12 protein-coding genes are annotated in these 12,344 nt (G+C 66.4%); 1 reads left to right on the forward strand and 11 read right to left on the reverse strand.

Annotation, left to right across the window (positions count from 1 at the left end):
• The 3 genes from JNN06_RS04660 to JNN06_RS04670 all read right to left on the reverse strand — a co-directional run.
• A partial coding sequence (locus JNN06_RS04660; protein WP_291238425.1) for a bifunctional 5,10-methylenetetrahydrofolate dehydrogenase/5,10-methenyltetrahydrofolate cyclohydrolase occupies nucleotides 1-438 on the reverse strand: 438 nt, incomplete at its 3' end.
• A 65-nt stretch (nucleotides 439-503) separates the two neighbouring features.
• Nucleotides 504-797, reverse strand: a complete 294-nt coding sequence (locus JNN06_RS04665) for a chorismate mutase (protein ID WP_291238426.1) — start codon at nucleotides 795-797, stop codon at nucleotides 504-506.
• A 76-nt stretch (nucleotides 798-873) separates the two neighbouring features.
• Nucleotides 874-2,550 carry a formate--tetrahydrofolate ligase gene (locus JNN06_RS04670; protein WP_291238427.1) on the reverse strand — a complete coding sequence of 559 codons (1,677 nt, stop codon included), beginning with the start codon at nucleotides 2,548-2,550 and terminating at the stop codon, nucleotides 874-876.
• 217 nt (nucleotides 2,551-2,767) lie between these two features.
• On the opposite strand from JNN06_RS04670, the gene JNN06_RS04675 reads away from it, so the two are divergent.
• Nucleotides 2,768-3,979 carry a calcium-binding protein gene (locus JNN06_RS04675; protein WP_291238428.1) on the forward strand — a complete coding sequence of 404 codons (1,212 nt, stop codon included), beginning with the start codon at nucleotides 2,768-2,770 and terminating at the stop codon, nucleotides 3,977-3,979.
• Here the strand turns inward: JNN06_RS04675 and JNN06_RS04680 are convergent.
• From JNN06_RS04680 to JNN06_RS04715, 8 genes are all read right to left on the reverse strand, one after another.
• Nucleotides 3,969-4,748, reverse strand: a complete 780-nt coding sequence (locus tag JNN06_RS04680; RefSeq protein ID WP_291238429.1) for a methyltransferase domain-containing protein — start codon at nucleotides 4,746-4,748, stop codon at nucleotides 3,969-3,971. The two genes, JNN06_RS04675 and JNN06_RS04680, sit on opposite strands and share 11 nt — an antisense overlap.
• On the reverse strand, nucleotides 4,745-6,649 hold the full coding sequence (gene ftsH / locus JNN06_RS04685; protein WP_291238430.1) for an ATP-dependent zinc metalloprotease FtsH: 1,905 nt from the start codon (nucleotides 6,647-6,649) through the stop codon (nucleotides 4,745-4,747). The genes JNN06_RS04680 and ftsH overlap by 4 nt, the downstream gene beginning before the upstream one ends.
• An 80-nt stretch (nucleotides 6,650-6,729) precedes the next feature.
• Nucleotides 6,730-8,091: a tRNA lysidine(34) synthetase TilS gene (tilS, locus tag JNN06_RS04690; protein WP_291238431.1), complete on the reverse strand. Its 1,362-nt coding sequence runs from the start codon at nucleotides 8,089-8,091 to the stop codon at nucleotides 6,730-6,732.
• An 8-nt stretch (nucleotides 8,092-8,099) separates the two neighbouring features.
• Nucleotides 8,100-8,921, reverse strand: coding sequence for a tol-pal system protein YbgF (ybgF, locus tag JNN06_RS04695; protein ID WP_291238432.1), 822 nt, complete (start codon nucleotides 8,919-8,921; stop codon nucleotides 8,100-8,102).
• A 5-nt stretch (nucleotides 8,922-8,926) separates the two neighbouring features.
• Nucleotides 8,927-9,460 carry a peptidoglycan-associated lipoprotein Pal gene (pal, locus tag JNN06_RS04700; protein WP_291238433.1) on the reverse strand — a complete coding sequence of 178 codons (534 nt, stop codon included), beginning with the start codon at nucleotides 9,458-9,460 and terminating at the stop codon, nucleotides 8,927-8,929.
• Between the two features lie 127 nt (nucleotides 9,461-9,587).
• On the reverse strand, nucleotides 9,588-10,910 hold the full coding sequence (gene tolB, locus JNN06_RS04705) for a Tol-Pal system beta propeller repeat protein TolB (protein WP_366812452.1): 1,323 nt from the start codon (nucleotides 10,908-10,910) through the stop codon (nucleotides 9,588-9,590).
• A gap of 62 nt (nucleotides 10,911-10,972) precedes the next feature.
• Nucleotides 10,973-11,350, reverse strand: coding sequence for a hypothetical protein (locus tag JNN06_RS04710; RefSeq protein WP_291238434.1), 378 nt, complete (start codon nucleotides 11,348-11,350; stop codon nucleotides 10,973-10,975).
• A partial coding sequence (locus JNN06_RS04715) for a cell envelope biogenesis protein TolA (protein WP_291238435.1) occupies nucleotides 11,350-12,344 on the reverse strand: 995 nt, incomplete at its 5' end. The genes JNN06_RS04715 and JNN06_RS04710, both read right to left, overlap by 1 nt.

Consider the following 12,344-nt stretch of genomic DNA (forward strand, 5'->3'; position numbering starts at 1 on the left):
CACCGCAGCCACCGCCGTGCAGGGGCCAAGCGCCAGATCGTTATAGACGATATTGCCGATCGAGGCCGGGTGCATGCCCTCCACATCCTTCAGGGGATGCACGGCTTTTTGCAGGGTTTTCACCGGGATATGCGCGGGCAAGGGGCGCTGGATGATGATGCCGTTCACGCGCGGGTCGGCATTCAGCCCATGCAGCACGCCGGTCAGCTGCTCCAGGCTGATCGCGGCGGGGTAATTGCGCGCCTCGAATTGCAGGCCTGCGGCCTCGGCGCTTTTCTGCTGGTTGCGGACATAAAGCTCCGCCGCCGCCACATCGCCTACCGAGATCGACACCAGACGCGGCGCCCAGCCACGCGCCGCCAGATCGGCGGCTTCGGCGCGGACCTCCTCGACCATGCGGGCGGCAATGGCCTTTCCATCAATCAGCGTTGCGGTCATGGGTGCCCCTTTTGGCCTGCGGTCTCAATGAAAAGGGGCGCCATGGCGCCCCTCCTTGCATAGGCTCACCGCCCCAGCACCCGCTCCTCGCGGGCGATGGACCAGTCGATCATCTGACGCCACATGGCCTCGGCCAGATCGGGGTCGAACCCCGCCGTGACAGCCGTGGCGCGCACCTTCGCCACCACCGCCTCCACCCGCTCGTCAATCCGCGCCGGCAGCCCTTCGGCGGGCTTCAACTCGGCCGCGCGGTCGATATAGGTCACGCGCCGCGCCAGCAATTCGACGATCTGACGGTCCAGCGCGTCGATCTCGACGCGCAGTTCCGCCATATTCGCACAGTCTTGCGGAGCCTTCATCACGCCCTCCGGTTTGCTTGCCCCGCGAGGTATCCCCTCGCGGAAGCAAGATCAAGGCAAGGCGCCTCAGCTTTCGTCAGAACAGGCCCTCGACATGGCCCAGATCGTTCAGACGGATCACTTCCGCGCTCGGAACCTTGGGCAGGCCCGGCATGGTCATGATCTCGCCGCAGATCGCCACGATGAAGCCCGCGCCTGCCGAAAGCCGCACTTCGCGCACCGGCACCGAATGGCCGGTGGGGGCGCCGCGCAGGTTCGGGTCGGTCGAGAAGGAATACTGGGTCTTCGCCATGCAGATCGGCAGATGGCCATAGCCCGCGGCTTCCCACGCTTTCAGCTGATCGCGGATCGACTTGTCGGCCAGCACCTCATCGGCGTGATAGATGCGCTTGGCGATGGTCTCGATCTTCTGGAACAGCGGCATGTCATCGGGGTAAAGCGGCGCAAAGTTGGCAGCGCCGCTTTCGGCCAGTTGCACCACCTTCTTCGCCAGATCCTCGATCCCGGCCGAGCCCATGGCCCAGTGCTTGCACAGGATCGCCTCGGCCCCTTGCGCGGCGACGTAATCCTTCACCGCCTGCACTTCGGCATCGGTATCGCTGTAGAAGTGGTTGATCGCCACCACCACCGGCACGCCGAAGGATTTGACGTTGGCGATGTGACGGCCCAGGTTCGGGCAACCCTTCTGCACCGCGCCCACATTCTCGGCGCCCAGATCGGCCTTGGCCACGCCCCCGTTCATCTTCATGGCGCGCACCGTCGCCACGATGACGGCGGCAGAGGGCTTGAGGCCCGCCTTGCGGCACTTGATGTCAAAGAACTTCTCGGCACCAAGGTCCGCGCCGAAACCGGCTTCGGTCACCACATATTCGCCGAGTTTCAGCGCGGTGCGGGTGGCGATGACCGAGTTGCAGCCATGCGCGATATTCGCGAACGGGCCGCCATGCACGAAGGCCGGGTTGTTTTCCAGCGTCTGCACCAGGTTCGGCTGCATCGCATCTTTCAGCAGCACGGTCATGGCGCCATCGGCCTTGATGTCGCGGCAATAGATCGGGCTCTTGTCGCGGGTATAGGCCACCACGATGTCGCCCAGACGCTTTTGCAGATCTTCCAGATCCTTCGACAGGCACAGGATCGCCATGACCTCGGAGGCCACGGTGATGTCGAACCCGGTCTGGCGCGGGAAGCCGTTGGACACGCCGCCAAGGCTGGTCACGATGTCGCGCAGGGCGCGGTCGTTCATGTCCATCACGCGGCGCCACACCACGCGGCGCTCGTCGATGCCAAGGCTGTTGCCCCAATAGATGTGGTTGTCGATCATCGCCGACAGCAGGTTATGGGCGCTGGTGATGGCGTGGAAATCGCCGGTGAAATGAAGGTTCATCTCCTCCATCGGCACCACCTGCGCCATGCCGCCGCCCGCGGCCCCGCCCTTCATGCCGAAGTTCGGGCCAAGGCTGGCCTCGCGGATGCAGATCACGGCCTTCTTGCCGATGCGGTTCAGGCCATCGCCCAGACCGACGGTGGTGGTGGTCTTGCCTTCGCCAGCCGGGGTCGGGTTGATCGCGGTCACGAGGATCAGCTTGCCATCCGGGCGGTCGGCGAGGCTCTTGATGAACTCCTGGCCCACCTTGGCCTTGTCATGGCCGTAAGGCAGCAGATGCTCGGCCGGGATGCCCAGCTTGGCGCCGATCTCCATGATCGGTTTCTTGTTCGCCTCGCGCGCGATTTCGATGTCGGTCTTGAAGGCCACGGCTTTATCCTCCCGGGGTGTCGCCCAATTTGTGATGGCACGATAGCGACATGCGCGGGGCGAAGCGGGCGGAATCCGACATGAACCCCGCCAAAATCGCCAGCGCCCCCCGCCCCTGACAGCTCATCGACCGCGCATACCCCAGATGGGGGTATCGCGAGGGGGGCCGCGCCCGCTAGGCTGCGGCACAGACAGTTCACGCGGGAAGGAAAAGGCCATGGCGGACAGCTCTTTCGATGTCGAGGCCCTGACGGCAGGCGCCACCACCACGATCAGCGTCAGCGATGACGGCAGCGGGCGCGATTGGGTGATCCTGCACGGCAATCACAAGGATTATTCCACCTTCCGCCTGGAATGGTGGGTGACGAATGGCACATCCACCACGGCGCGGGTGAATTACACCACGCTGGATGGCAAATCCTACTCGCTGGAAGTGGCGGGGCTGATCGAGAATGTGCTGGGCAGCATCGGGCGCGACTGGGTGAACGGCAATGAGGCCGACAATCTGATCTATGGCGACAACGCGCGCAGCGGCGACGGCGGCAATGACACGCTGGGCGGCCATACTGGCGATGACACGATCTATGGCGGCGCCGGAAATGACGAGCTGGGCGGCTCTTACGATGATGACATGCTGTTCGGCGATGCCGGGAACGACATGCTGTCGGGCGGGGATGGCGACGATACGCTGACCGGCGGCGCCGGGGCGGATTTGCTTTATGGCGGGTCGAATGGCACGGATTGGGTGACCTATGGCGACAGCGCGGCGGCGGTGAATGTGCGGCTGATCGCGGGCGATACGGCCTATTCCACCGGCGGCGATGCCCAGGGGGATGCAATTTATGGCGTGGCCAATGTCAGCGGCAGCCGCTTCAATGACACGATCACCGACAGGCCGGAAAGCAATGCCTATAATGCCAATATCTTCCGGGGTCTGGCCGGGAATGATTCGCTGATTCTGGGCGGCAATCACGATACGGGCTATGGCGGCAGCGGCCTTGACCGGCTGCTGGGACAAGCAGGGAATGACACCCTGCTGGGCGAGACCGGCGCCGACAGCCTGAATGGCGGGCTGGGCGCCGACCGGCTGAGCGGCGGCACGGGGGCCGACACTTTCATCCTGCGCAGCCTCGACGACAGCACCACCGCCGCCACCGGGCGTGACCGCATCACCGATTTCGCGCGCGGTCAGCACGACCGGATCGACCTTTCCGCCATCGACGCCAATGGCAGCGCCCGCGGCAATGGCACCTTCAGCTTTGTCGGGGACGACCGCTTTGGCGGCAGCCGCGCCGAGTTGCGGGTGATCGAAACCGCAACCGGCTGGCGGGTGACGGGCGATGTGGATGGCGACGGCCGCGCCGATTTCGCGCTGGACGTGACCACCGCAGGCGACCTGCCCCTGCGGGCCGTCGATTTCATCCTGTGACGGTCAGCACCAGAAACAGCCGACGGAACGGCATCAGCGCCGATCCGTCGGGTTGGCGCGGATAGGTGGCTTCCAGCGCCGCATCATAGGCGGCGGTAAAGCTCTCCGCCTCGGCGGCGCTCAGCTTTTCCAGATAGGGCCGCATCGCGGTGCTTTCGGTGAAACGCCGCACCGGATGCGCGCCCTCTGCCGGTTCAAGCCATTGCAGATACTCGCTTTCCCACAGGCTCACCTGCCCCAGCGGCGCAAGGATCGGCCAATAGTCAGCGGCAGGCAGCACCGCCGGTTTCCACTCGGTGAAATCGAACCGCTCGGGGAACATACCCGCCGCCAGCGCCCGCAAGGCCGAATGCGAGGGCGCCGCATATTGGCGCGGCATCTGCACCGCCAGACTGCCCCCCGGGGCCAGCAGCCCGGCCAGACGCGGAAAAAGCCGGTCGTGATCGCCCAGCCATTGCAGCGCGGCATTGGAGAAAATCAGCGCGGGCCGGGTCTCGGGCTGCCATTCGGCAATATCGGCCAGCTGCGTGGCATCATAGCCCGCCGCCACCCGCAGCATGGCGGGCGAAGCATCCACCCCGACGACCCGCCGCCCCGCGCAGCGGCTGCGCAGCGCCTCGGCCACCGCGCCATCCCCGCAGCCCAGATCGACCACATCCCCCGGCGGCAGCTCCGGCACCTGGGCCAGCAGATCCAGCGCCGGGCGCAAACGCAAACCCCGGAACCTTGCATAGGCCCCGGGGGTCCAGTCTTGGGCGTTTCCGCTCATGCCATCGGCGCCGGTTCGGCGTCAGGCTTGGGGTTGCGCGGCTTGGTCTTCGGGATCGCGATCACCGAGGCCCCGCCATCGCCAGAGGCGGCGCCGCTGTCATCGCCATTCAGCGGCTCGCCTGCGGTGATGCGGCGGATCTCGTCGCCGGTCAGGGTCTCATATTCCAACAAGCCCTTGGCCAGACGCTCGAATTCCTCGTTCTTCTCGATCAGGATGCGGCGCGCGGTATCATAGCCCTCGTCGATCAGATGCTTCACCTCGGTCTCGATCATCGCCTTGGTTTCCGCCGAAACCGAGAAGCCCGCCGTATTGCCCTGATAGCCCTCATGCGCCTCGGCATAGTCGATATTGCCGACCTTGTCCGACATGCCCCACCGCAGCACCATGGCGCGCGCCAAGGCCGAAGCCTGCTGGATGTCGCCCGAAGGCCCGTTCGACACGGCCTCCTCGCCCCATTTGATGATCTCGGCGGCCTTTCCGGCCATCGTCATGGCAATGCGTTGTTTGCATTGATCTTTATGCCAGTTCAGACGGTCCATCTCCGGCAGGCTCATCACCATGCCAAGGGCGCCGCCGCGCGGAATGATGGTGGCCTTGTAGACCGGATCGCATTTTGGCAGCGCCATGCCGACAATGGCGTGACCGGCCTCGTGATAGGCGGTCATTTCCTTTTGCTCCTGCGTCAGCACCATGCTGCGACGCTGCGCGCCCATCATCACCTTGTCCTTGGCGTTTTCAAAATCATCCATGGTGACAAAGCGGCGGCCCACACGGGCAGCCATCAGCGCAGCCTCGTTGCACAGGTTCATGAGGTCGGCGCCCGAGAAACCGGGGGTGCCCCGCGCGATGGTGCGCAGGTCAACATCCGGGCCCAGAACGATTTTCTTGGCATGAACATGCAGGATCTTCTCGCGGCCCTTGATGTCGGGGTTCGAGACATGGATCTGACGGTCAAAGCGGCCGGGGCGCAGCAGCGCCGGGTCCAGCACATCCTTGCGGTTGGTGGCGGCGACGATGATCACGCCGTCATTGGCCTCGAACCCGTCCATCTCGACCAGAAGCTGGTTGAGCGTCTGTTCGCGTTCGTCATTGCCGCCGCCGATGCCCACACCGCGCGCGCGGCCCACAGCGTCGATTTCGTCAATGAAAACAATGCAGGGCGCGTTTTTCTTGGCCTGTTCAAACATGTCGCGCACCCGGCTTGCGCCGACGCCCACGAACATTTCCACGAAATCCGACCCCGAGATGGTGAAGAAGGGCACGCCCGCCTCGCCCGCAATGGCGCGCGCGAGCAGGGTTTTGCCGGTGCCGGGCGGGCCGACGAGCAGCGCGCCTTTCGGGATCTTGCCGCCAAGGCGCGAGAATTTCTGCGGGTTGCGCAGGAATTCCACAATCTCCTCAAGCTCTTCCTTGGCCTCATCAATGCCCGCCACATCGTCAAAGGTGACGCGGCCCTGCTTTTCGGTCAGCAGCTTGGCGCGCGATTTGCCAAAGCCCATCGCCCCGCCTTTGCCGCCGCCCTGCATGCGGTTCATGAAGAAAATCCAGAAGCCGATCAGCACGATGGTTGGCATCCAGAACAGAAGGGCGTTCAAGAGGCCCGATTGCTCTTGCGGTTCGGCCCGCACCTCGACGCCCTTGGAGACGAGGAGACCCGCTATATCTTCGCCTTCCGGCTTGATCGTGGCATAAATCTTGCCATCGGCGCCCTTGATCACTACCCGCTCGCCATCCAGCGTGACGCTTTGCACCTGGCCATCATTCACGCGCTTGAGGAAGTCGGAATAGGATACCGGGCTGGTGGCCGCAGAGCTGCCGCTGCCGTCGAACATCTTGAACAGGGTCAGGATGAGGAGCAGCAGCACCACCCAGAATGCAATGTTTCTTGCGTTGCCCACGAGGGTCTCCTTGAAACTCGGCAGGGCGCGCCGGGAGGGCGCGCGTCTTTGCATCTAAAATAGACATCTGGCGGGGGGGTTCAATGCCGCAAGACGAACATTCCGAAGGAAGGTTGCACTGAGGCCGCCCATTCGGCCCTGGATCGCGCGAGGGGCGCCGCAACCAATTGATTTTCCTGCCAGATTGCAGGTGCGACCAAAAGCGCGTCGCGCGGGCCAAACGGACGCCAGTCGGGGCATTGCGCGAGGCCATGGGGGCCGAGGGCGGCGATGGTCAGGTTTGGGGCCATGAGGCCGGTGATGGGGCCGGTGATGTGCCAGCGGTGATCCCAGATCTGGCCCATGGGAACCGGGCCCATGGTGGCGCGGGGTTCGCGGGTGAGGGTGACGGAGGGGCCTTTGGCACGCAGGCGCAGGCCGGCGAGGGTGCAGCTTTCGCCTGCGCAAATCCTTGAAATCGCTTGAGAAATCTTGTCCGCGCGCGGGGTGTGGGCGGCGCCGGTCATCCACAGGATCGCTTGCCCCAGCAGAAGGCGCAGCATCTCGGGCGGGAAATCGGCGGGGGTAAAGGTTAAACTTCCTGCAATTTCAGTGACTTGGGCACTGATGTGGGCCGCCAGCTCGGCCTGCAAGGCGGCGCGGGCCGTGGCGAGGTGGCGGGCGCTTTCGGCCAGAGCTTCGGGAGAAATTCCCAAAGGTTTCAAGGATTTGAGCGCCTGCCGGGCGCGAACACGCGCGAAGCGGGGGTTGTCGTTCGAGGGGTCATCGACCCATGCCACGCCCTGCCTCCGCAAATAGGCGCGCAGGCTTTCACGCGGGGCAGAAAGCAGCGGGCGCGCCCAAGTCACGCCGCCCTCGCTCCAGCGCGGGCGGAGGCCGGAAAGCCCCTCCAGCCCCGCCGAACGGGCAAGGTTCATCAGGAAGGTCTCGGCCACGTCATCCGCCGTATGCCCTAGAAAAATATGGGAAATTCCGCGCGCCTTCGCCCAGTCGGCCATGAGCGCGGCCCGCGCATGGCGGGCCTGATCCATCAGATTGCCCTGCGGTTTCGGCCCCTCGGACCAGCGCAGAATGCTGTGCGGAATGCCCAAGGCGGCGCAGAACTCAGCCACGCCCAAGGCCTCGGCGGCGCTTTCGGGGCGCAGAGCGTGATCGACGGTCACCGCCTCCAACCGCAGGCCGGGAAGTGTAACGGGAGATACAGTTTGCCCTCCCAAATCGGCGCAAACTGTAACGGGATATACACTTTCCCCCGGCGCTTTCGGCGAAACGGTAACCGGATATACACTTTCGCGGCACAGCCGATGCGCGAGATGCAAAAGCGCCATCGAATCGCCGCCGCCCGAGACGGCGACCGCAAAGGTAAACGGCGCGTCCCCTGCGGGCCGCGCCGTTTGAACTGCGTCACGAAGCGCCGCCATCAGCGCCGCATCATCGCTCACCGGATCGCTCACTGACAGGCCATCCCGGCCAGAGCCGATTGCGCCTCGGTCGCCGCCGCCGATCCGGGGAAACGCACCCCGACCTCTTGCAGCGTCACGCAGGCCTCGGGCGCCTGACCAAGCGTCGACAATTGCTGCCCCAGCTTGACCAGCGCCGACCCGGCCAGCGCCCCGTCCGGCTTGCCGGAAAAGGCATCGAGATAGGCGCGCGCGGCCTCGGCGGCATCACCCGCCTGCTTGAGCGCATCGCCTTTCAGGATCTGCGCCTCCTGCATCAGGGAGCCGCCCGGGTAGGCCTTCGCAAAGGTATCAAACTCTTGCGCGGCGGCACGAAAGTCACCCTGACCGAGCACCCCCTTGGCCCGGTCAAATGCTTCCTGTTCGCCGATGGCAAGCTCGGCTCCCCCGGAAGGCGGGGCGGTTTCGGCAGTGGGGGCCACCTCGGCGGCGGCGGTATCGCCGCCCAGAGGCGTGGTGGGCGGCAGGGCGCCGACATCGCCGCCCTCCAGTTCGGTCACGCGGAATTCCAGATCGCCCAGACGGTTGGTGCCATCGGTGACCACGCGGTTGACCTTGAGTTCAACCTGCTCGGTCTGCGCGGTGAGACGCATCAGCGCGGCCTCGATCGTGTCGAGCCGTTGCAGGGCATTGCCCCCGGCGGCCCCGCTGTTGACGGCGCCCGAGGTGACAAGCTCTTGTTTCAACCCGTTGAATTCGGCGTTCAAGGCGGCAAGCTCCGCCTTGATGTCGGCCAGCGTCTGCGCCCGGTCTTGTGCCATCAGGCCTCCGGGCACCAGACAGAGGGCCAGCGCGAAAAGGCTTGCCCGCATCGCGATCAGGCCCCCGAGCCCATCGACAGCACGGTCACGGCGCGGCGGTTCTTGGAGAAGCAGGCCTCGGAGGCGCAGACCTCGATCGGGCGTTCCTTGCCGTAAGACACGGTGCGCATCCGGTTGGGCGAAACGCCCTGCGAGATCAGGTAGTTCTGTGCGGCAGAGGCGCGGCGCGCGCCAAGCGCGAGGTTGTATTCGCGGGTGCCCTGCTCGTCGGCATGGCCTTCGATGATGATGGCGTAATCGGGGTTCGATTGCAGCCATTGCGCCTGGCGACCCAGAATGCCCTGCGCCTCGGCGGAGAGGGTGGATTGGTCGACGGCGAACAGCACGCGGTCACCCAGCGTCTGCTGGAAATAGGCGATGGAGGTCGGGTCATTCGGCCCGCCAAGGCCCGCGCCATTGACGCCGCCCGCGCCATAGCCGCCTGCGCCATTGGCCCCTGCCCCGCCGGCGCCGTAGCGATCGGGGTTCTTGCAGGCCGCGAGGCCGAGGGCCGCCACGGTGATCAGCACGGCTTTGGTGATATACGCCATTTTATGTCCTTTCTTGTCCGCTCGGTCCCGGTCGTTGCCGGGGGTTGGCCGCAACAGGGCCGGTGATTTGCGGGAATGATAACAGCTTTGCGCCGCCGGGGGAATCGGCGGCGCAATCACGATGGGGTCAGGGCAGCAGGGGCGACCAGGCGGGGTCGGAGGCGGCGCCGCCCAACTGCACCGGGCGCAGCACGCGGCCGGTGGTATCCACCGTCCACAGCTCGGGGTTGCCTTCGCCGGGGGGCTGGCGGGTGAACATGATCACCCGGCCATTGGGCGCCCAGGTCGGGCCTTCATCGAGATAGGAGGAGGTGAGCAGTTTCTCCTCGGTGCCATCCATCAGCATGACGCCGATATGGAACTGCCCGGCATTTTGCTTGGTGAAGGCGATGTAATCGCCGCGCGGCGACCAGACCGGGGTGCCATAGCGCCCCGAGCCGCCCGAGATGCGGCGCGGCTCGCCGCCGCCTGCCGACATGATGTAAAGCTGCTGGCCGCCCGAACGGTCGGATTCGAACACGATCTGCGAGCCGTCGGGGCTGAAGGAGGGGGCGGTTTCGATGGCGGGGGAATTGGTCAGCTGGCTGAGGCTGCCCGAGCCGATGTCGAGCATGTAGATGTCGGTATTGCCGCCGCGTTCGAGGCTGAACACCACGCGGTTGCCATCGGGCGAGAAGCGCGGGGCAAAGGTCATGGTGCCGGGCTGTTCGCCCAGAGAACGGATTTGCAGGCTGCCGACATCCATCAGGTAGATCTGCGGGAAGCCCGAGGAATAGGAGGTGAAGAGGATGCGGTCGCCCGAGGGCGAGAAGCGCGGGGCCAGCACGATGGAGGAGCTGTCGGTCAGGTAGCTGACATTGGCGCCGTCATAATCCATCACGGCGAGGCGTTTCTGGCGCTGGTTCTTGGGGCCGCTTTCGGCGACGAAGACCACGCGGCTGTCGAAATAGCCGGTTTCGCCGGTGATGCGGCTGTAAACGGCATCGGCCACCTTATGCGCGACGCGGCGCCAGCTGCCGGCATCGCCCGCGAATTGCATGCATTCTTCCAGCAGGCTGCCTGCGAACACGTCATGCAGGCAGAATTTCACCGCCACCTGGCCACCGCCCGCCTGCACCGCGCCGGTGATCAGGGCCTGGGCATTGATCGCCTGCCAGTCGGGGTAGGACACGGCGGCGTCAAAGCTGGGCAGGTTCTGGATATAGGCGCTTTCGGGGATGCGCTCGAACAGGCCGGTGCCTTGCAGGTCGGAGATGATGACGGCGGAGATGTCGGCGGCCATGCCCCCTGCCCCGCCTTCGTCGCCGAAGGTGGGCAGCGCGAAGGGCATCGGCTCGATCACCGGGGTGCCGAGGGTGATGGAGAGGCGCGCCTCGGCCGGGGCGGCGAGGCAGAGGCCCAGCGTCGCGGCCGTCAGGGCGGCGGTGAAGGTTTGGCAGAGACGGCGCATCTTGTCCTCGTATCTGGTCTGGGTCGGGGCTGCGGGCGCAGCGCGAAGGGGAAGGCGGATCATCATGAAATGTAAGCGCCTGCGGTGAAGGTCAGTTCCATATGCCGCCATGCCTCGTGCTGGTCGGGCGGCAGCGGCAGGCCGGAGGCCCCGCAGCGCAGAACGGCGCGGCGGGCGGCCTCGAAGGCCTCTTGCGCCGCAGGGGCGGGCGCGTCGGAGGCGATCAGCGTGATGGCATCGGCCTGCGGCACGGCATCGGCGCCAAGGTCCACGCCCAGAGTGACGGTGGTGGCCTGCGCCTCGGGCGAGAGGGCGTCGATGCTCCAGCAGGCCGCGACCTGACGGGCGACGGCGGCGCGGAACGGCTCGGCCACCGCGCCGGTCGGGGCGATGGCCGGGGCGGCGGCAAGCAGAAGCGCGAGGGCAAGACGGCGCAGCATCACAGCCCCACCCTCCCCTTGTCGAAGATCAGCTCCAGCTGGCCCCAGGTCGCTTCCTTGCCATCGGGCAGCGGGAAGCCCTTGGCGCCGCAGCGCATGATGGCGCGGCGGGCGGATTCAAAGGCCTGCCGTGTGGCGGCGGGATCGGCGTCAGACCCTGCCAGCTTGATCGAGGTGGCGATCGGCTTCTTGTCGGGGCCGATGTCGACATAGACAGAGATCACGGCGCGTTGCGCGGCGGTGGAGAGGGCCGAGACGTTCCAGCAGCGTTCCACCGCGACACGCAGGCCATCCACCTCGCCCGCGCTCATCGGCGGGCCATCGGCGGTGAGGCCGCGGCGCGGGGCATCGCCAGTGCCGGTGCCTTCGCTGGCCTGACGGGCAGCGGCGGCGGCTTTGGCCTCGGCATCGGCGGCAGCCTTGGCCGCAGCTTCGGCGGCCTCTGCCTCGGCCCTGGCCTGCGCATCGGCCTCGGCCATGGCTTCGGCCAACGCGGCATCGGTATCGGCGGCGTTGGTGGAACTGGCGGTCTGCGTCTCGGCGGGCGTTTCGGGTGCCGGTTTCGCAGGCGGCTTGGGCCGACGCTGCGGGCGGCTGGAGGTTTTGGGCGCGGCGGTCTGCTCGGCCTCCACCTGTTCCGGCTCGGGCTGGGCCTGCGCCTCCTCGGGGGCGGCGGCCTCTTGCACCGGCTGGTCGGTGGTGGTCTCGGTCGGCGTGTCGGTGACCTCGGGCTGGGCCTCCTCGGCCTCGGCCACGGTTTCGGGCGGCGGCTCCGAGGCGGTTTCGGCCACGCGCGGCGTGGGGCGGCGCTGCGGCACGCGCGATTCGCGCGGCGCCACGGTGGCGGGCGGCGGCGTGGGGGCAACCGGGATCGGCTCGGGCTGCGGCTCGGGTTCGGGCTGCGGCTCCGGGGTTGGCTGCGGCGCGGGGGTGGGCTCGGCCACGGTTTCCGGCTCTGGCTGCGGCTCCGGCTCGGGGCGCGCGGGTGGCGGCG

This window comes from Gemmobacter sp., from assembly GCF_016792925.1.
GTDB lineage: Bacteria > Pseudomonadota > Alphaproteobacteria > Rhodobacterales > Rhodobacteraceae > Gemmobacter.